Here is a 17,377-nt window from a genome sequence, read left to right as displayed (position 1 = left end):
CTATGAAGCTAGAAAATCAACAAGTTTTTATCCGTGTTCTGAGTTATTTAAAGCCATTTCAATCGATGATTATTTTGGCATTGCTAGCTATGGCAGTCGTAGCAGCCACAGAAACATCCATTCCAGCCTTGATGAAGCCACTTTTAGACCGTGGCTTTACTGGGGGTTTTGATGAGAAATTATGGCAAGTCCCCGTCTTTTTAGTGGGTATTGCATTTATTCGTGGTGCAGCTCAGTTTTTATCTAACTATTGGCTCAATCGAGTCATTAATAATGTTTTGTTAGTTTTACGTGAACAAATGTTCAAAAAACTCTTACAAGCATCTACTGAATTTTTTTTACAAAGTACCGCAGCTAATTTAATCAATACGGTTGTTTTTGAAGTAAACAACGTATTAAGCATTTTAAGTAGTGTAGCTATTAATTTAGTGCGAGATTCCTTGCAAGTCATTGGACTTTTGGCTTATCTGTTTTATTTGAATTGGAAACTTACCCTAGTTGTTTTTATTATTTTTCCAGTGATTGGTTTTATTATGAGCCAGATTAATCGTCGTTTGCGCTTAATCAATCGTAAACAACAAGACTTTACAAGTCGCTTGGCTTACGTAGTTGAAGAGGCTGCAGCGGGTCACAAAGTAGTTAAATTAAATAATGGTCAAGATTATGAAATGCAACGATTTAAGATCATGGCTGAAGAGTTAAGGGCTTTCGCTATTAAAGCTTCAATCGCTGGGGGCTTAAATCAGCCACTTACGCAGTTGATTGCTTCGATAGCACTATCTGTGGTCTTACTGATTGCCATTGTCCAATCGAGCTCCATGGGGACTACGGTTGGCGAATTTGCAGCATTTGTCACCGCTATGCTGTTGATTATTTCTCCCTTAAAACATTTAGCCGACATTAACCAACCTTTACAAAGGGGCTTAATTGCAGCTGAAATGATTTTTGGTTTAATTGATCAACCTGCTGAAGTTGAGCTTTTGGAAGACAACACGATTCCTTTGACTGTAGCAAAAGGTCAAATTGAATTCAAAGATATCGCTTTTGCCTATTCAAGCAATGTCTCGGCTACGATGGATAACCAAACGAGAGAGGTTTTAAGGGATATTCAACTTAGTATTCAACCTGGTGAAGTCATTGCATTTGTTGGACCTTCAGGAAGTGGGAAAACCACTTTAGTGAATCTTGTACCTCGTTTTTTTGAGCCAACAAAAGGAGGTATTTATCTTGATGGAGAACTGATTTCTCACTATCGCTTAAATGATTTACGCAAACAAATTGGCTTTGTGAGTCAAGACGTTATTTTATTTAACGATACGATTGCTGCGAATGTGGCTTATGGGGCGGTTCAAGCCCAAGATATTAACCGCGTGAGAGTTGCTGAGGCGATTGCTGCAGCGAACTTGACCGAGATGATTCGGGATTTGCCAGAAGGTATCGATACCTTAATTGGTGATAACGGTAATCGGTTATCGGGTGGTCAACGTCAACGGATGGCGATTGCAAGGGCCGTCTATAAGAATGCACCGATTTTGATTTTAGACGAAGCAACCTCCGCGCTTGATTCTGAGTCAGAAAGACAGGTTCAAGAAGCTTTAGAGTCTCTCATGCAAGGTCGAACTACGCTTGTCATTGCTCATCGGCTATCGACAATTGAAAATGCGGATCGCATCGTTGTTTTGGAGCACGGCAGAATTGTTGAACTAGGTACCCATCATGAATTGATTGAATTGAATGGCCTTTATTCTAGCTTGCACCGCCTGCAGTTTGCCGGTCGTGACTAACTAGTTTTAGCTAAGGACAATATCGTATTTTTCTTGAGAAAAACTTCCTTCAGCTAAGAGTAAAATAGGCTTGCCCACAAACTCACATAGCTCCGCTAAGTATTGGCTTTGTTCTTCTAGGAAGGTATCAATTACATCTGGGGATGCCACAATCCGAAATTGTTTGGGATTAAATTGTCGATGTTCCCGAATGATTTCCCTTAAGATTTCGTAACAAATAGTTTGTGGTGTTTTGACTTCACCTTTTCCGCTGCAAATTGGACAAGGTTGGCAGAGTTGGTGGGCTAATGATTCTCTGGTTCTTTTACGGGTCATTTCGACTAAACCGAGTGAAGAAAAAGAGCTGACCGAAGTTTTAACGCGGTCTAGTTCTAAGTTTTTCTTTAATTCGTTCAGAACTAATGTTTGATGTTCTTCGATATGCATATCGATAAAATCAACGATGATGATGCCACCTAAATTACGAAGACGTAACTGCCTAGCGATCGCCTTTGCCGCCTCTAAATTTGTTTTATAGATCGTATCAACAAATGTTTTTGCACCAATGTAGCTTCCAGTATTCACATCAATTGTTGTCATCGATTCTGTTTGATCAATCATCAAATATCCACCGGATTTGAGATTGACTCTGCGATTGAGTGCTAAGTTGATTTCGTTTTCTACGTCAAACAAATCAAACAAGGGGCGTTCACCACGATATAGAACAATTTTATCAACGATGTTTGGTATAAATGTATTTGTAAATTCTCGTAATTTTTTAAAATTCTCAGCGGAATCTATACGAATTTGCGTTGTTTTTTCTTCGGCAATATCGCGCATGACTCGTTCTATCAGCGTTAACTCTTGATAGACCATAGAGGTGACTGGTAAACGAAGTGTATTACTGTGAATTTTTTCCCAACTCCGGACCAGGTAATTTAAATCTTCCCTCAGATCTTCATCACTAGCTTCTTCTGCACTCGTGCGAACAATAACACTGCCTTTGAAGCTGCCAGGCAATATCGTTTTGACACGATTTTTGAGAGTTTCACGATTCTCTTCCTCAGTGATTTTTTGTGAAATACCGATTTGCCCATCTTTTTCATCATTTGGCAAATACACTAAGTTTCTTCCAGCGATACTAATGTTCGTTGTTAACCGTGCACCTTTGGTCCCTAAAGGGTCTTTCAAGACCTGAACTAAGATTGTCTGACCATCAAAAACGACTTTTTCAATGGGCTGTTCATGGTTCCCATGAATATCAGCGATATGAATAAACGCAGATTTATCTAGACCAATATCAATAAATGCAGATTGCATCCCTGGTAAAACACGTACTACTTTACCTAGGTAAATATTTCCCACGTACCCTCGATTTTGGGCGCGCTCGATCAAGAGCTCCTGCACCTCGCCCTGACTAATCAGGGCAACTCGAGTTTCTTGAGGGGTAAAGTTGATTAATATTTCTTCGCTCATTATCTAAGAATAAATGGTATTTGCGCATAGTCAAGTAGTTGTGTTGTTTCATGGATCGGCAATCCCATGACTCCACTGTAACTTCCATCAATGCGGTCAATTAAAGCACTGCCTAGTCCTTGTATGCCGTAGGCGCCAGCTTTACCCATGGGCTCATTGGTTTTAACATAAGACTCTAGACGCTCAAGAGAATTATTAGCAAAATGTACTTGGGTAGAAGAGACCTTGATGACGGGCATGCTTTGAGGGTCTGTCTGGATTGCTATAGCCGTGTGAACCCAATGGAACTTACCATTTAAAAGGGTTAATATTTCTAAAGCATGCTGCTCATCTTTAGGTTTACCAAGAATCAAATCTCTGACATTGAGTAAGGATGTTTGCTGGTCACGCATACAAACTGTCGTATCAGCACATAAGATCGGCTTCCAAGAAACCTCTGTACGTTGGGATAGTCGTCTCACTGAGGCGTCTAACTTAGCAAGCGTAACTCTTTTTACATAATCGATGCCCATTTCGTCGGGCTGGACTTCTTCTAAAGACTCTGTATCTTCATTCGCATCTGGATAGAGGATTTCGAATTGGACTCCCAAATCTTGAAGAATTTGAGCGCGTCTGGGACTTTGAGAGGCTAGGTACATTTTATTCACGATGATAGGGGTGTCCTTGCAATATAGTATAAGCACGATATAACTGTTCAATCAAGATCAGCCGTGCCATGGCATGCGGTAAGGTCATACTAGAAAGGCGGATTGAACTCGTGGATTTTTGTTTCACTTCTTGCGAGAGTCCGTCTGCTCCACCGATTAAAAAAACAACATCTTTCCCCTCCTGACGCCAATCCTGCATCAATTGGGTAAGCTGCATTGTTGTTATGTCGCGACCTCTTTCATCCATCGCGACAATCGTGGCATTTTTTGGTAAAGCCTCAAGAATCTTAAGGCCTTCTTTGATCGGAGAGAGATCAGGTTTTAATTCTTTGACTTCAATGGGGAAGTCTTTCGGCATTCTTTTAATGTAGTCATTAGCAGAGGTCTCTACCCAACTAGGCATTTTATGTCCAACTGCAATAATCTGCAGCTTCAATTAGTCCTCGTCGTCGTCAAAATCCATTGGACCACTGGTCGGGCCGGATTGCTTGTTAAGTTTTACACGAACTGGTTTACCACCCCACATCCCTTCCAATTGGTAATACACTCGGATAGCAGGAAGTAAAATATGGACTACGACATCACCACAATCGACGAGTACCCACTCGCCTGTTTCTAGGCCTTCTATCGAGATGACTTCACCACCTTTTTCTTTTACCGCAGTACTAACAGAAAAGGCTAAAGCCCTAGTTTGACGGTTGCTATTACCAGTTGCAATCACGACTCGATCAAACAAGTTAGTGAGTTTGGTAGTGTCAAAAACACGAATATCTGAAGCTTTTACCTCCTCTAGTGCGTCGATTACAGTTCTTTGTAGTTTTCTTAAATCCATACTAAAGGTTGATCCTTTTTTAGTTAAAGCTTGCGTAAATATTTTGAGCGAAGATGCATTCTAGGACATTTGGAGAAAGGGCGCTCATTAAATTTTCCTTCGTCCGGTCACGATGAAGTTGTTCTCTTAATTGAGTTGATGATAAATCAACATGAAAACTTTCATCAAAAAATATTTTGCCAAAGGGTTTTTCCTTGAGATCACGCACATCATGCGTCATCCGTTGATCAAAAATTGCGATAATCTCATCTAGGGTTTCAGGATGCTGAGGGTCAAGGTAGGCCTGACCTTTACTAGGTGAGATCCTTCGACTTGCAACTGCTAGATGGAGAAAATCTGGCAACTTTTGCCAATCATTCCAAGAGGGTAAATTTTGATAAGAATCTGCTCCCATGAGCCAAACAATGGCTTGGTCTTTACCATATATATCACGAAGTTCCCGCGCTGTATCAATTGTGTAACTAGGACCGACTCGGTCTAATTCAAGCCGGCTAACTGAAATTTCTGCTGGACAAGGAGATGCACCATAAAGCGCTTTTAAATCCATTGCGGCGGCGTCAGTCATCTGAAAGCGAAGTTCCGCAGGAGTAATTAAACTACTTTTTTGCCACGGTTGACCCGCTGGAAGCCAAATTAACTGGGTAAGTCCAAGTGCATCAATAAAGTTTTTAGCGAGCCGAATATGCCCCCAATGAGGCGGATCAAAAGTTCCCCCTAGAATTCCGATCATGCCAGCCAGTCTCTAGGTTTCAAAAAGTAATTCATTAAACGATCTTCTGGTGAATTAGGTGGAATTGGGCGCTGATACTGCCACCGAGCGATGGGCGGCAGTGACATCAAAATCGACTCCGTCCGTCCGCCTGATTGCAGACCGAAATGCGTTCCTCGGTCAAATACAAGATTGAATTCAGTATATCGACCACGCCGATATTCCTGAAACTCCTTTTGTTCTGGACTGTAGGGATCTTGATAGTGTTTTTTGGCAATCGGTAAATAAGCATCTAGCAGAGAGTTACCAATGGCCTGGGTCATTTCAAAACTTTTCTCGAAACCAAGTTCCGTAAAGTCATCGAAAAACACGCCACCAATCCCTCTAGGCTCTGCGCGGTGAGGTAGATAAAAGTATTTATCGCATTGCTCTTTAAATTTGGGGTAGTACTTTGGATCAAATTTATCAAGGGTGTTTTTACAAGTTTGATGAAAATGCCTGCAATCTGCTTCATCGCCATAATAAGGCGTTAAATCCATTCCGCCACCAAACCACCAAACCGGATCAACCCCCGCTTTTTTTGCTAAAAATACCCGAATGTTCATGTGGACAGTCGGTATCATTGGATTTAGAGGATGGAAAACGAGAGAAACACCCATGGCTTCGAAGCTTCCACCTGCAATTTCAGGACGAATTGCTGTCGCAGAGGGTGGTAGTTGTTTGCCACTAACATGAGAAAAGGCGACGCCCCCACGCTCGAGAACATTACCGCCTTCAAGAATCATTGAACGCCCATTACCTTGTAATGGACTGTCGGCAGGTTTTACCCATTCGTCACTAATGAATGGCTTACCATCAAAATCCCCAACGGTCTTGGCAATTTTTTCTTGCAGTCCCCGAAAATAATTTTTTAATTCACTGATTTCAATTGTCATGATGTTATTTTTTAATTGCTAAGTGTCCAATATCATTTCTATATTGCGCACCATTGAATTGAATTTCCTTTACAAACTCGTAAGCTCTTGTTTGGGCTGCCTTTACATTGCCATCAAGACCAACCACACATAAAACTCTACCACCACTTGTCCTTAAAACGCCATTTTCTAATGTAGTACCTGCGTGAAAAACGACATGATTAGCATCTTCTTCTGGAATATTGGTGATTTCATCACCCACTCTGGGGGTGTCTGGGTAGTTATAAGACGCCATTACAACGCCAAGTGCAACTCTTGAGTCCCAATCTAAATCTACTTGATCAAGGGTGCCATCCGTTGCATGAAACAATGCATCCAAGAGGTTGCTCTTGAGTCTTGCCATAATTGGTTGGGTTTCTGGATCACCCATACGGCAATTAAATTCAAGCGTTTTAATCGATCCATCGGGATGAATCATGAGGCCAGCATATAAGAATCCTGTGTAAGGAATACCATCTTTAGCCATTCCTGCCACGGTAGGTTTGATGATTTCTCTTAAAGTTTTGGCATATAAAGCTGGAGTCACAACGGGAGCCGGTGAGTATGCACCCATGCCACCTGTGTTAGGCCCTTGGTCATGATCTTTAAGGCGCTTATGGTCTTGGCTAGTAGCTAAAGGAAGAATGTTTTTACCATCAACCATGACGATAAAACTTGCTTCTTCGCCAGTCAAAAACTCTTCGATCACGACTCGAGCTCCTGCATCACCTAGTTTATTGTCAGAAAGCATCATATCTACAGCCTGATGAGCTTCCCCTAGGGTCATAGCAACCACTACACCTTTACCAGCGGCAAGACCATCTGCTTTAATGACGATTGGCGCACCTTTTTTATCGATATATTCGTGGGCAGCTTTCACCTCGGAGAAGGTTTCATATTCAGCTGTCGGAATACCGTGACGTTGCATAAATGCTTTGGCGTAATCTTTTGAAGATTCAAGCTGGGCCGCTTTTTTAGTCGGGCCAAATATTTTTAAACCCCTTGCTCGGAAAAGATCCACAATCCCCTCTGACAAAGGTTTTTCAGGACCAACGACAGTAATCGCTATCTCTTCTTTTTCTGCAAAGTCGGCTAAGGCATTCAAGTCAGTTATCGGCAGGTTTTCAATACCGTGTAATTTCGAGTGGTGTTCTGTACCGCCATTACCAGGCGCTACAAAAACTAACTGCACTTTATCTGATTTAGCTAAATGCCATGCGAGGGCATGTTCTCTGCCACCAGATCCAACAACTAAAATTTTCATATAAGCCTACTAAATTTAACGATTTAAATATATTTTGTGAATGGATTAATCTTCTAAGATGGCGTTTGAGTAGACGTCTTGAACATCATCTAGGTTTTCTAATGCATCAAGCAGTTTTTGCATGCTACTGGCAACATCCCCGGATAATTCAACATCCGTTTCAGCGCGCATCGTCACTTCGGAAAACTCTGGTATCAATCCCATCTTTTGTAATTGATCTTTGACGTTGGATAATTCCCAAGGACTTGTTAATACCTCTTTGGAGCCATCATCATTGATGATGACGTCATCTGCACCTAATTCAAGGGCAGCGTCCATTAGCTGATTCTCATCCACATTCGGACCAAAAGTCATGGTTCCACAATGTTTAAATAAATAGCCGACGCATCCATCGGTTCCTAAATTGCCGCCATTTTTAGAAAAGGCATGACGAACTTCAGCAACAGTTCTGATTTTATTGTCAGTCAAGCTATCAACGATCACCGCTACACCACTTGGTCCATAGCCTTCATAACGAATTTCTTCGTAACTCACGCCTTCTAGTGAGCCAGTTCCTTTTTGGATTGCCCGATTAACGTTATCGCTGGGCATATTGGAATCTTTTGCTTTATCGATGGCAAGTCGCAGTCGTGGATTATTCGCAATATCTCCGCCACCCATTTTGGCAGCAACAGTTATTTCACGAATTAACTTCGTCCATACTTTTCCGCGTTTTTCGTCCTGACGACCCTTGCGGTGTTGAATATTGGCCCATTTGGAATGTCCGGCCATAAAAACTTCCTTTCAATAAAAACAATTTAGAATAGTTAATATTCTAATTTTAGGCACTTTCAATAATAACCCCAAATAAAGGAGATTAATTATGTCAACGATGACTGTTAAAGCAATCAAGATGTTTAAGACAGGCGGTCCAGAGGTCTTAGAGTACGTGGATGTAGAACTCGGCGAACCTGGCCCAGGCGAGATTTTAGTAAAGCATCATGCTATCGGCGTCAATTATCTTGATATTTACTTCAGAGAAGGATTATATCCTCAACCAATGCCAAGTGGTATGGGTCAAGAGGGTGCTGGGGTAGTAGAAAAAATTGGTGCAGGTGTAACCCACTTAGCGGTAGGCGATCGTGTTGCTTATGCTGGCAGACCATCTGGCTCTTATGCACAAGCAAGAATCATGCCAGCTGATATCGTTTTAAAGTTGCCTGACGCAATTAGTTTCGAGACAGGTGCTGCCATGATGTTACAAGGTTTAACAGCGCAATACCTGCTTAACGATACATTTAAAGTACAAAAAGGTGATACTGTCCTTTTCCATGCTATCGCTGGTGGTGTTGGAACGATCGCTTGTCAATGGTTAAAAGCACTTGGTGCGACGGTGATTGGTACTGTGGGTAGTCCAGAAAAAGCAGTCATTGCAAAAGCGCATGGTTGTGACCATACTATTCTTTACAGAGAGGAAGATTTTGTTGCCCGTGTAAAAGAAATTACAGGTGGTAAAGGTGTGCCGGTAGTGTATGACTCAATCGGTAAAGATACTTTTATGAAATCACTTGACTGTTTATCACCAAGGGGCTTAATGGTGACATTTGGTAATGCTTCAGGCCCTGTTCCACCATTAGACGTTGGTATCTTAGCTGGGAAAGGTTCATTGAAAGTAACGCGTCCAACCTTGACGACCTACGTTCTCAATCGTCAACTATTAGAGTCAGGCGCAGCTGATCTTTTCCAAAGGGTAATTTCAGGTCAAATTAAAATTGAAATTACTGATCGCTATCCGCTTGAAAAAGCTGGCCAAGCACAAAAAGATATGGCTGACCGTAAAACCACAGGATCAATTATTTTAGTTCCATAAACCTTCAGCCTTGCTAGCTAAGGGAAACTTAGGTAATTGGAGATACAAATCTCTAATTACCTAGTGGAAGTTCTTTAAATTATTTCACTTTCGTGGCATAATTTCATTCTTTCATGCCGCGGTGGTGAAATTGGTAGACACAGGAGACTCAAAATCTCCCGCCTAATAAGTGTGTCGGTTCGAGTCCGACCCGCGGCACCATGAAATGCATTGGTTATAGTAATAGCAATTACCAACTTAAACCATAAAGTCACGTTGCACAATCGTTGCACAAAATCACGGCTCTTCACCATAATCGGGGAATGAATGTTTATGAGTTTGCGCTAATTCACTTTTGAAAAATTTCTAATCTTCAAAATTAGACTTGAGATCTGTTTCGTAATCTTGACCACCATAAAATATACCAATGATTGATACACGATTAAGTTCAGTTGCAAAAGCTATCAAGGCACGTTTTTTGTAGTGGGTAGTTCGCAGTCCTGGCCGAACATCATCACGCTTGTTGCCTCTTTCTGGAAAATTTTTTAGACTTTCGCAATAATCAACTATTGCATTGACATAATTACTAGCGATTTCGGGTGAGGCAACGTTTGATATGTATTGGTAAAGTAAAACCAATTGCTCTTGAGCTTCGGGTGTAAAAATAACTACCAATTGACTTACTCTTTTAACGTAGCTTTTTCGTGTTCAGCGGCTAGTCTTTTTCTAACTTGGTCAAGCAAAAGTGCCCTTGAAGGATCTTCCTTTAAAGCGTCATAGGCGGGTACGACAGTTTGAAATAACCAACTATCGATGGCTTTATCACGAGCCATCAGAGCACGCATGCCATCTCTTAGGACTTCGCTTTCACTTGCATACTCGCCAGAAGCAACTTTATTTTTTACAATTTCCGCCATTTCATTTGGTAAGGTGATACTAAATTGAAGTGTTGTCCTCATATGGGTTTCCTATAGTTGATAGGATTTAATCCTACTTAGGAAATGTGACTTCGTCAATGGTAATTTAAAAACTTATTTTGGGTAAGGTATTTGTTTTGAGGCAGCATCATCCAGCAATTTTTGCACTTCAACCTTGAAACCGCCAGGGTATAAATAGGTGTATTTCTTAAAAATCAAGTAGAAAGCTGATTTATTTTGTTGATTATTTACATTTTTTACATTTCACAAAACGAAGCACAAAGATTTTAGTTAGCTTTAGAGTCAGCATTTATATAGTACTTTAGTATGTACAGTAAAATCAAAATCTCCCGCCTAATAAGTGTGTCGGTTCGAGTCCGACCCGCGGCACCATGAAATGCATTGGTTATAGTAATAGCATTTACTAACTTAAACCATGAAGTCACGTTGCACAAACGTTGCACAAAATCACTCGCTCTACTGTACCGAAAAGTGTTATATTTTTAAAATTGTTTTAAAAACAGACACTTGTGCCAAAAAAAGCAGAGCATACGATTCACATACACGAAGGTGAAGCAACACTTTACCAAAGAGCTGGCTCACCACATTGGCAACTGCGCTACAAAGCTAACAGCAAGTGGACACGTTCAACTACTAAAAAAACCAAACTAGCTGACGCTAAACGCGAAGCAATGGAAATTATTGTACGTGCTAGGGTTTTGGAACGAGAAGGTCTGCTTGTCACAAGCAAGCGTGTAACAACGGTTGCTAGACTTGCTATAAAGCGTATGCAAGCGGAGTTAGACAGTGGCAATGGCAAAGTTACATACAAGCGTTATATACAAGCTATCAATGGCTACATCATCCCATTACTTGGCAGTCACAACATCGACAAGATTGACTACGCAACATTGGCTGATTTTGACCGACAGCGTAAAGAACGCATGAATCACAATCGCAAAGAACCGATTGAACCTAGCCAAGCTGTAATAAACACACACAATGTGGCTTTTAATAGGGTTTTTGACGAAGCACTATTAAGAGGCTTTATGACAAAAGTCCAAGTGCCACACCTAGAAAACAAAGGTGTCAGCAGTGATAGGCGCCCCAGCTTTTTATTAAAGGAATACAAAACCATATTAAATAAGTTAAGGGATTGGATTCAAACTGCAAGACAAGGCAATGAGATAAAAGTAAGAACAACTTTATATAACTACATCTTGATTTTGGCTAATACTGGCATAAGGGCTGGCACAGAATCAATGAACTTGAAATGGCAACACATTGGTTATGAAAACGTAAATGGTCAAGTGATGTTGACCATGTATGTCAAAGGTAAAACCTCAGGTAGAACCATTTATGTGCCAACTTTAGTAGCCAAATGCCTAACACGCATAAAAGACTTGGACGAAGATTTGCGAAAGTATAGTTTTGAGCAATTAATCAATAAAAAAGTCGATAAGTTCGTCTTTAGGCATGAAGATTTATCACCAGACAGCGCACAGTCCAAGTATGGAAGAATGTTTGCTAGGTTCTTAAGTTTGCCGAATGTGAATTTATTAAAAGACAAAGACTCAAATACCGAAAGAACCTTGTACAGCTTAAGGCACTTTTATGCTACTAAAATGATCGTCAGGGGTGCCGTAACTGAAATACAACTAGCTAAACATATGGGTACTAGTACCACCATGATTAACAAACATTACGAACATTTAAAGCTAAGGGATGTGGCACACAAGTTTGTTGGCAAGTAATCATTTGGTCAAACGAAAAGTATTACTTAAGTAACCTAGCTATACCTGTCTTGTTGCATATTAAAGAACAATAAATTGGCTTTATTTTTAAAGGTTAACCACAATTTTTTGTGATTTTAAGCGTGACTTAGATTAGAAGTGGTGTGGTTAACAACCTCGGATTGCGTGAAATTTGCGCAACAATTTTTTTAGCGATTTAAATTAAAAATCTGCTGTTGTGCTTTGGCCAGCTTCTGTCTATCGCGTTCAGCTTTAAGTTGTTTAGTCGCGTTATCTTTTTGTTTTTTTAAACCATCAATTCTTGCTTGTTGTGGCGTTAGAGGTTTAATGGGTTTAAGAAAGCCTGCAACTTCGTCCAAAATTTCAACGCTTAAATCCTCTTTAGCCACCCTTACAACTGTTCCTAGCACACTGTTAATACCATACAAGTATTCACAAATTAGCTGCGCATATAGGGGGCTTTCCGCAAAGACTGCAGTTTTTAAAATTCTTCCCCTGACACGCAAAGTTAATACATATTTGTTCATACAGTTATTTAGCTAGGGCGCTGATTTTCTCTTGCTTTAATCCAGTCTTCAACGACACTCAAGCGCCACCCAACACAGTTAGCAGATATTTGAAAAGGTCTTGGGAATTCGTTACGTTTTATGTAGCGATAAATTGTGGCATTACTTAACCCAATTAACTTCTTTAATTCTCTCATGCGCACAATGCGATCAAATTGAAGTGGATTCATTTGGCAAATCCCGCCTTAGTTGCTGTACTAACTTCTGCAATTGCATCATCAAGCACACCATTAAGTACATCTAGTTTTATTGCTTTTAATACTGTTATTAACTCATCAACCGAATTAAGCTCAATGCAATTGGCTCGAGTTTTTTTATTCAGCATTAGTGTTTTAGCACCGTACTTGATTGCCAAGTTAATCTTGCCAGCTTCATTTGTCCAAAACCATTCTTTCACACGCTTGACAGTTTCAACAGTCATGCGTTCACCAGTTTGCCGATTTACATAAGTTTTTAATTGCTTGGGTGCGTAAGTCTTGCCAGCTTGTTTAGCTTCGCAAAGTTCCAATTGTTCGTGTAACTTATTTACAAGTTTGTTTCTTCTATGTACAGCAGGACTAGCAGTTAAATGTCGTTTGCCGACTACTAATTTCAATGTGTTTAAGGTACTCATTTCTTTCTCCAAAAAGTTAAATAAGTCTTTACTTTAATTTCTCTTATTTACCTTCGCGACCTTTATTTGCCTGATTCCTAGCCGAATGTAATGTTTTCATAAATAATTATGGAATTGTTATGTTCGGCATAAATAAAGGCATGGAACAGACAATAGAAATAATTAGAGATTTTTTAAATCAGCAACAAAATCACATCACGCACTACTTGGTTGCGCAAAGTTTTTACCGCGCTTATCACAAAGATGCTAAAGATATTGAAAGAATGAAAACGAATTTAGGCAAAGATCTAAGATACGCACTAAATTGTTTTAATAGAGAACTATATGGCAATCGCGCAAAACGAAAGCCACAACTTTATCGACCATTATTCATACCAACACTTGAAGGCACAAAAGAGACAGCGAATCGCCAAAAGTCTTTTCACTACAACATTTATTTAGGTAATATACCCAGCGTACTAACTACTGAAGATATAAAAGTATTATGGAAACACTGCTGGGTTAACAAGGCAAAACAAAAAAACGATATTTACATTACACCAATAAAAACTCAAACAGAAACACATTTATTACATTACGGCACAAAAGAAGGACAAAAAGGGAATATAGATTGTTGGGATTTTGCTAATACACAAATCCCCTTCATCGCACTTAACGCTGACTAAAGTTGCGTTATTTATTAAGGCTAAGCGTTGGGAGATACGCTTAGTTAGATGATTATTGGCTAAAATATTTAAAGTAGTACTCGAGTAAACATTGTCAAGCACTTGAGTGAAGTAATCTAGAATGTGAATCAAACCAAATGGAGCATTGATTAACTAGACTACGTCAAAGTTTAAAGTTAATAAATATTGCTTTGAAATCTAACCAAATGTTAGACTAAGTTGAAAATAATGGATCATGCTATTTTGTTTGAAACGGTAATAGCTCATATGCAAAGCAAGTAATTAAAAATTTTACATAAAATTAAAAAAGGGATTACTTTGGGATTTTTTTCAATATTCAAAACACCAATAAACGAAACATTAGGTGTTATCTGTGGTGCTTATAAAAAAAAATTAAATCTAACAAATGATAGCAAGTTAGCATTTGTTGAATTGGCGAATGAAGCTTATATTCAATTGAGAAAACATCAACGCTCCAATTTCTCTAGTCCATCTGATACCTATAGAATGCTTTCTGGCAAAGAGTTTAATGATTTAAGTAAAAATCATTCTGATAATAAAGAGTACTTACAGTATTACCTTTTTAATATGATGATGTATATCAGACCTGATTACTACAAACCTGAAGACTACAATAAGAATGAAAGACTCAAAGTACTGATTGACACAAATTTAAATTATTAAATGAAAAAAATTACTTTAATTTTCCTTGCCTTGTTTTTTTGTGTAAATGCTTACGCTAATAGCAATTTAGATAATTGCCAATCAATGGCTAAGCAGATGAACGCACAACTACCCAAAAAGATTGATTTCTTAACAACGCTTGAAGCTACCTCTTGCTTAGAAGACAAAGGTAAAGTTTATTTTCAATATGTTCATGTCATTAATGATCCATCTTCTCTACCAAAAGATATCCAGAAAAAAGCAAAGTCGCTAGCAAAATCTCAATATTGTGCTAACTCCGAATTTGTAAAAGCACTTAACTACTTTACTTTTGATTTTTATTATGTCGACAGCAGGCGCAAGCCTTTGTATGCGATTACTTTAGCAAAAAGTGACTGTTAATTTATGAGGAACTTAATGGGTATTTTTAATGTACGGTTATTTTTAGTTTTGTCTTTGATATTAAGCGTTTTCTTTTTAAAAGGTTGTGGACAAGAATGTTATACAAGCGTTTCAGAGGTAAAAGCAAAGTATGAAAGATGTGCTGATTTAGGCACTCAATATGCCAGCATTATTAATAAAGAAGTCTGGACGTTTGCTTGTACTACATCAGGAAATGATAAGTTCATAGATTTTATTGCTAAAGATGGGAAATACTGCCGTACCTCTCAAATTGAGGCACGTAATCCTTAATTAACTCACTCATTAGATAAGTCAATTTAGTAGTAATAAACAAAAACGAACTAAATATCAACGCAGCTTAGGGCTTTTCAAACAGCTTGAAGTAGCTTTACGCAAGTCTAATAAATTCTGCAATTAAGAATTAATTACCTCAACTATTATCAAAATGTATGAAAATACATATTTTCTTATATTTGACTATTGGAGACTTAAGTCATTGAAAACGAATAGAAAAAAATCAGCCACAAATCAACAAAATCAGGTAGGAAAAATACAAATAAGAAAACATACTAAACACTTACAAAACATTATATTTGAGGGAGATAGTATGACAAAGCAAGCAAAGACATTAAATAATGATGAACTTCGTAAAGTACTAGACCACGTAGCAACACGTAAGCACGCGATTCGTAATCGCGCTCTCGTAACAATGAGTTTTTATTCTGGCTGTCGAGTTGGAGAGATAGCCAGTTTGACTTATGAAGACGTAGTTGATGAACAAGATAAAGTGCGAGACGAAATAAGACTCAGGGCTGAAAATACAAAAACTAATGACGCTAGGATAGTCTTTGTGAGCACAAAACTAAAAAAAGAACTACAAAAATACGTAGACTTTTATAAACCCTCAAACAAACAACTCAAGTTCTTCTATAGTCAAAAGAAGACTAGCGATGGATTCACTGCGAACACTTTGACCCAGTTCTTCCATTTTCTCTACTCTCGGTGTTTTCTACAGGGAGCCTCGAGTCACAGTGGTAGACGTACTTTTATAACTAACTTGGCAAATAAAGGGGTAGGGGTTCGCGTGATAATGGGAATCAGCGGACACCGTAACCTCAGCGTCGTTCAAAAATATATAGATGTAAATGACGATATGAAGCGTAGGGCAGTGGAGTTAGCTTAGTTGTTTTAAACAACATCAAGGAAAGATTCCCTTACCGACATTTTCTATTCTTCTTTCGGTTTGCTTTATATACCTACTGACAGTAGCCGCTAGGCGATTTCTTTTAAGCAGTTTTTCACCGTTGTCATCACTAGGATGCGGCATAGAATCTGCTAATATTCGCTTTTCAACTCCAATCTCCCATAACTTCATTTTTTCATCCCCCTCTCTGGTACTTTTGTACAAATCATAGATCTCCAATCCAATGCGAAGGTTATCAATAGTGAAGTTTTGATTGATTGGGTATTTCGCAGTGCTTTTTCCAAACTTTTGTGCTGGTCGACCCCGCTTTGTTGAGTGCCTCTTTTTTAATATTTGATTGAATATCTTTTTGATGGATTTCTTATCCATTTCTAAAGAAATCTTAAGAATCATCACATCACGATAAAGCCCTCAAGGACAGAATCCATCCTCAAACTTAACGGCGTTCCTGGAACGCATGGATTGATACACTGAAACAGACAATCGCCCAAAAAACAGGATATTCATATCCGCCAAAGTTCCAAAGCCAACCAAATCCTTTAACAACCTGCAAGGCGTATACAGCAATCAACAAGGTGAAGCCGGCACCAAGTGCGGCAAATCGAGTACATATCCCCAAGATAAGGGCAATACCACATACCATCTCCGCTAGAAATGCTAATGTCACCCAAAATTCTGGCGGGTGAAATCCGGCCTTATCAAAAAAACCAACAATCCCTGGATTAAGAGCACCATTCACTACCTTACTTAGTGCATGAGGTATAAAAAATGCGCCTGCAATTAATCGTAATATATTCCATGGATTTTGTAGTTGGAAGTTTTTTCTTTGCAGGACAAAATCTTTTTTTGTAATGCTAAGCATGATATCTCCTTGTTGTTTTTTTAATTCTATCAAACACCCAATTACCCCTCCTTAATCCGCTATGAAATAACAAGTGGGAAATCTAAGAGAAGGATAAGAATCCAGAGAATTGGTGTGTGAGCCTCTCCCACCTACTAAAAAAAATGTCCTGCCTAAAGCAGGACATTCTTTCTATCTGTGCACAAATCGCCTTGATCGACGAAGTTGCAGACTAGCGACTTAACTTGAATGGAGCCAAGTAATGATCCAAAAATTAAAC

General features: G+C 39.2%; 23 protein-coding genes and 1 tRNA gene. 9 read left to right on the top strand and 15 right to left on the bottom strand.

All coding sequences use genetic code 11. The features are described from left to right. The first annotated feature begins 2 nt into the window (after positions 1 to 2). Positions 3 to 1,784, top strand: a complete 1,782-nt coding sequence (gene msbA, locus AOC35_RS08350) for a lipid A export permease/ATP-binding protein MsbA (protein ID WP_108646647.1) — start codon at positions 3 to 5, stop codon at positions 1,782 to 1,784. A 6-nt stretch (positions 1,785 to 1,790) separates the two neighbouring features. Here msbA and rng read toward each other — a convergent pair whose 3' ends face one another. From rng to AOC35_RS08310, 8 genes are read right to left on the bottom strand one after another with little or no spacing between them, the layout of a single operon-like run. Beyond that, complete coding sequence (rng, locus tag AOC35_RS08345; RefSeq protein ID WP_108646646.1) at positions 1,791 to 3,239, bottom strand: ribonuclease G; 1,449 nt, start codon at positions 3,237 to 3,239, stop codon at positions 1,791 to 1,793. Beyond that, positions 3,239 to 3,877, bottom strand: coding sequence for a Maf family protein (locus AOC35_RS08340; protein WP_245898464.1), 639 nt, complete (start codon positions 3,875 to 3,877; stop codon positions 3,239 to 3,241). The genes rng and AOC35_RS08340 overlap by 1 nt, the downstream gene beginning before the upstream one ends. A gap of 1 nt (position 3,878) precedes the next feature. Continuing rightward, on the bottom strand, positions 3,879 to 4,322 hold the full coding sequence (gene rlmH / locus AOC35_RS08335) for a 23S rRNA (pseudouridine(1915)-N(3))-methyltransferase RlmH (protein WP_108646645.1): 444 nt from the start codon (positions 4,320 to 4,322) through the stop codon (positions 3,879 to 3,881). Continuing rightward, positions 4,323 to 4,718, bottom strand: a complete 396-nt coding sequence (rsfS, locus tag AOC35_RS08330; RefSeq protein ID WP_108646644.1) for a ribosome silencing factor — start codon at positions 4,716 to 4,718, stop codon at positions 4,323 to 4,325. Positions 4,719 to 4,737: 19 nt separating this feature from the next. Continuing rightward, entirely contained in the window at positions 4,738 to 5,448 is a 711-nt protein-coding gene (locus tag AOC35_RS08325; RefSeq protein ID WP_108646643.1) for an adenylyltransferase/cytidyltransferase family protein, read from the bottom strand. Beyond that, the gene (gene hemF / locus AOC35_RS08320; RefSeq protein WP_108646642.1) at positions 5,445 to 6,362 is read right to left on the bottom strand and encodes an oxygen-dependent coproporphyrinogen oxidase; all 918 of its coding nucleotides are present in this window, start codon (positions 6,360 to 6,362) and stop codon (positions 5,445 to 5,447) included. Before hemF ends, AOC35_RS08325 begins: the two co-directional genes overlap by 4 nt. Before the next feature lie 4 nt (positions 6,363 to 6,366). Continuing rightward, positions 6,367 to 7,644, bottom strand: a complete 1,278-nt coding sequence (gene purD, locus AOC35_RS08315) for a phosphoribosylamine--glycine ligase (protein WP_108646641.1) — start codon at positions 7,642 to 7,644, stop codon at positions 6,367 to 6,369. A gap of 45 nt (positions 7,645 to 7,689) precedes the next feature. After that, on the bottom strand, positions 7,690 to 8,415 hold the full coding sequence (locus AOC35_RS08310) for a YebC/PmpR family DNA-binding transcriptional regulator (protein WP_108646640.1): 726 nt from the start codon (positions 8,413 to 8,415) through the stop codon (positions 7,690 to 7,692). A gap of 100 nt (positions 8,416 to 8,515) precedes the next feature. Here AOC35_RS08310 and AOC35_RS08305 point away from each other — a divergent pair, with 100 nt between their 5' ends. Together AOC35_RS08305 and AOC35_RS08300 are read left to right on the top strand one after the other, a co-directional pair. Beyond that, the gene (locus AOC35_RS08305; protein WP_108648773.1) at positions 8,516 to 9,493 is read left to right on the top strand and encodes a quinone oxidoreductase family protein; all 978 of its coding nucleotides are present in this window, start codon (positions 8,516 to 8,518) and stop codon (positions 9,491 to 9,493) included. A 115-nt stretch (positions 9,494 to 9,608) separates the two neighbouring features. Further along, positions 9,609 to 9,694 (top strand) — tRNA-Leu (locus AOC35_RS08300). 144 nt (positions 9,695 to 9,838) lie between these two features. Here AOC35_RS08300 and AOC35_RS08295 read toward each other — a convergent pair. Further along, a complete protein-coding gene (locus tag AOC35_RS08295) occupies positions 9,839 to 10,147 on the bottom strand; it encodes a type II toxin-antitoxin system RelE/ParE family toxin (protein WP_245898463.1) in 309 nt (102 codons plus the stop codon). A gap of 5 nt (positions 10,148 to 10,152) precedes the next feature. Continuing rightward, positions 10,153 to 10,431, bottom strand: coding sequence for a ribbon-helix-helix domain-containing protein (locus tag AOC35_RS08290; RefSeq protein WP_108646639.1), 279 nt, complete (start codon positions 10,429 to 10,431; stop codon positions 10,153 to 10,155). Positions 10,432 to 10,919: 488 nt separating this feature from the next. Here AOC35_RS08290 and AOC35_RS08285 point away from each other — a divergent pair, with 488 nt between their 5' ends. Beyond that, positions 10,920 to 12,143: a site-specific integrase gene (locus AOC35_RS08285; protein ID WP_108646638.1), complete on the top strand. Its 1,224-nt coding sequence runs from the start codon at positions 10,920 to 10,922 to the stop codon at positions 12,141 to 12,143. A gap of 188 nt (positions 12,144 to 12,331) precedes the next feature. Here AOC35_RS08285 and AOC35_RS08280 read toward each other — a convergent pair whose 3' ends face one another. From AOC35_RS08280 to AOC35_RS08270, 3 genes are read right to left on the bottom strand one after another with little or no spacing between them, the layout of a single operon-like run. Further along, the gene (locus tag AOC35_RS08280) at positions 12,332 to 12,670 is read right to left on the bottom strand and encodes a hypothetical protein (RefSeq protein WP_108646637.1); all 339 of its coding nucleotides are present in this window, start codon (positions 12,668 to 12,670) and stop codon (positions 12,332 to 12,334) included. A gap of 8 nt (positions 12,671 to 12,678) precedes the next feature. Beyond that, a complete protein-coding gene (locus AOC35_RS08275; RefSeq protein ID WP_108646636.1) occupies positions 12,679 to 12,879 on the bottom strand; it encodes a helix-turn-helix transcriptional regulator in 201 nt (66 codons plus the stop codon). Beyond that, on the bottom strand, positions 12,876 to 13,322 hold the full coding sequence (locus AOC35_RS08270; RefSeq protein ID WP_108646635.1) for a hypothetical protein: 447 nt from the start codon (positions 13,320 to 13,322) through the stop codon (positions 12,876 to 12,878). The genes AOC35_RS08275 and AOC35_RS08270 overlap by 4 nt, the downstream gene beginning before the upstream one ends. 119 nt (positions 13,323 to 13,441) lie before the next feature. On the opposite strand from AOC35_RS08270, the gene AOC35_RS08265 reads away from it, so the two are divergent. The 5 genes from AOC35_RS08265 to AOC35_RS08245 all read left to right on the top strand — a co-directional run bounded on the left by AOC35_RS08265 (position 13,442) and on the right by AOC35_RS08245 (position 16,235). Beyond that, positions 13,442 to 13,987, top strand: coding sequence for a hypothetical protein (locus tag AOC35_RS08265; RefSeq protein ID WP_108646634.1), 546 nt, complete (start codon positions 13,442 to 13,444; stop codon positions 13,985 to 13,987). A gap of 318 nt (positions 13,988 to 14,305) precedes the next feature. Next, complete coding sequence (locus AOC35_RS08260) at positions 14,306 to 14,671, top strand: hypothetical protein (RefSeq protein ID WP_108646633.1); 366 nt, start codon at positions 14,306 to 14,308, stop codon at positions 14,669 to 14,671. Next, positions 14,672 to 15,052 carry a hypothetical protein gene (locus AOC35_RS08255; protein ID WP_108646632.1) on the top strand — a complete coding sequence of 127 codons (381 nt, stop codon included), beginning with the start codon at positions 14,672 to 14,674 and terminating at the stop codon, positions 15,050 to 15,052. A gap of 15 nt (positions 15,053 to 15,067) precedes the next feature. Further along, positions 15,068 to 15,343, top strand: coding sequence for a hypothetical protein (locus AOC35_RS08250; RefSeq protein ID WP_108646631.1), 276 nt, complete (start codon positions 15,068 to 15,070; stop codon positions 15,341 to 15,343). Between the two features lie 316 nt (positions 15,344 to 15,659). Continuing rightward, positions 15,660 to 16,235 (top strand): tyrosine-type recombinase/integrase, encoded by a 576-nt coding sequence (locus tag AOC35_RS08245; protein WP_108648771.1) that lies wholly within the window; start codon positions 15,660 to 15,662, stop codon positions 16,233 to 16,235. 15 nt (positions 16,236 to 16,250) lie between these two features. Here the strand turns inward: AOC35_RS08245 and AOC35_RS08240 are convergent, their stop codons facing one another. Beyond that, the gene (locus AOC35_RS08240; protein ID WP_108646630.1) at positions 16,251 to 16,649 is read right to left on the bottom strand and encodes a hypothetical protein; all 399 of its coding nucleotides are present in this window, start codon (positions 16,647 to 16,649) and stop codon (positions 16,251 to 16,253) included. A gap of 43 nt (positions 16,650 to 16,692) precedes the next feature. Beyond that, a complete protein-coding gene (locus AOC35_RS08235) occupies positions 16,693 to 17,151 on the bottom strand; it encodes a DoxX family protein (protein WP_245898462.1) in 459 nt (152 codons plus the stop codon). Positions 17,152 to 17,377 lie beyond the last annotated feature (226 nt).

Origin of the sequence: Polynucleobacter rarus, from assembly GCF_003072505.1 — a bacterium.
GTDB lineage: Bacteria > Pseudomonadota > Gammaproteobacteria > Burkholderiales > Burkholderiaceae > Polynucleobacter > Polynucleobacter rarus.
This window is presented reverse-complemented; position numbering and strand designations above follow the sequence as displayed.

What these genes read in the sequence shown, in the direction of transcription:
- AOC35_RS08340 (WP_245898464.1), bottom strand. Translation starts at nt 3,877, where the DNA reads ATGTACCTAGCCTCTCAAAGTCCCAGACGCGCTCAAATTCTTCAAGAT.
- AOC35_RS08240 (WP_108646630.1), bottom strand. Translation starts at nt 16,649, where the DNA reads ATGATTCTTAAGATTTCTTTAGAAATGGATAAGAAATCCATCAAAAAG.
- purD (WP_108646641.1), bottom strand. Translation starts at nt 7,644, where the DNA reads ATGAAAATTTTAGTTGTTGGATCTGGTGGCAGAGAACATGCCCTCGCA.
- AOC35_RS08325 (WP_108646643.1), bottom strand. Translation starts at nt 5,448, where the DNA reads ATGATCGGAATTCTAGGGGGAACTTTTGATCCGCCTCATTGGGGGCAT.
- rsfS (WP_108646644.1), bottom strand. Translation starts at nt 4,718, where the DNA reads ATGGATTTAAGAAAACTACAAAGAACTGTAATCGACGCACTAGAGGAG.
- AOC35_RS08280 (WP_108646637.1), bottom strand. Translation starts at nt 12,670, where the DNA reads ATGAACAAATATGTATTAACTTTGCGTGTCAGGGGAAGAATTTTAAAA.
- AOC35_RS08245 (WP_108648771.1), top strand. Translation starts at nt 15,660, where the DNA reads ATGACAAAGCAAGCAAAGACATTAAATAATGATGAACTTCGTAAAGTA.
- hemF (WP_108646642.1), bottom strand. Translation starts at nt 6,362, where the DNA reads ATGACAATTGAAATCAGTGAATTAAAAAATTATTTTCGGGGACTGCAA.
- rng (WP_108646646.1), bottom strand. Translation starts at nt 3,239, where the DNA reads ATGAGCGAAGAAATATTAATCAACTTTACCCCTCAAGAAACTCGAGTT.
- AOC35_RS08250 (WP_108646631.1), top strand. Translation starts at nt 15,068, where the DNA reads ATGGGTATTTTTAATGTACGGTTATTTTTAGTTTTGTCTTTGATATTA.
- AOC35_RS08265 (WP_108646634.1), top strand. Translation starts at nt 13,442, where the DNA reads ATGTTCGGCATAAATAAAGGCATGGAACAGACAATAGAAATAATTAGA.
- AOC35_RS08290 (WP_108646639.1), bottom strand. Translation starts at nt 10,431, where the DNA reads ATGAGGACAACACTTCAATTTAGTATCACCTTACCAAATGAAATGGCG.
- msbA (WP_108646647.1), top strand. Translation starts at nt 3, where the DNA reads ATGAAGCTAGAAAATCAACAAGTTTTTATCCGTGTTCTGAGTTATTTA.
- AOC35_RS08305 (WP_108648773.1), top strand. Translation starts at nt 8,516, where the DNA reads ATGACTGTTAAAGCAATCAAGATGTTTAAGACAGGCGGTCCAGAGGTC.
- AOC35_RS08275 (WP_108646636.1), bottom strand. Translation starts at nt 12,879, where the DNA reads ATGAATCCACTTCAATTTGATCGCATTGTGCGCATGAGAGAATTAAAG.
- AOC35_RS08270 (WP_108646635.1), bottom strand. Translation starts at nt 13,322, where the DNA reads ATGAGTACCTTAAACACATTGAAATTAGTAGTCGGCAAACGACATTTA.
- AOC35_RS08255 (WP_108646632.1), top strand. Translation starts at nt 14,672, where the DNA reads ATGAAAAAAATTACTTTAATTTTCCTTGCCTTGTTTTTTTGTGTAAAT.
- AOC35_RS08310 (WP_108646640.1), bottom strand. Translation starts at nt 8,415, where the DNA reads ATGGCCGGACATTCCAAATGGGCCAATATTCAACACCGCAAGGGTCGT.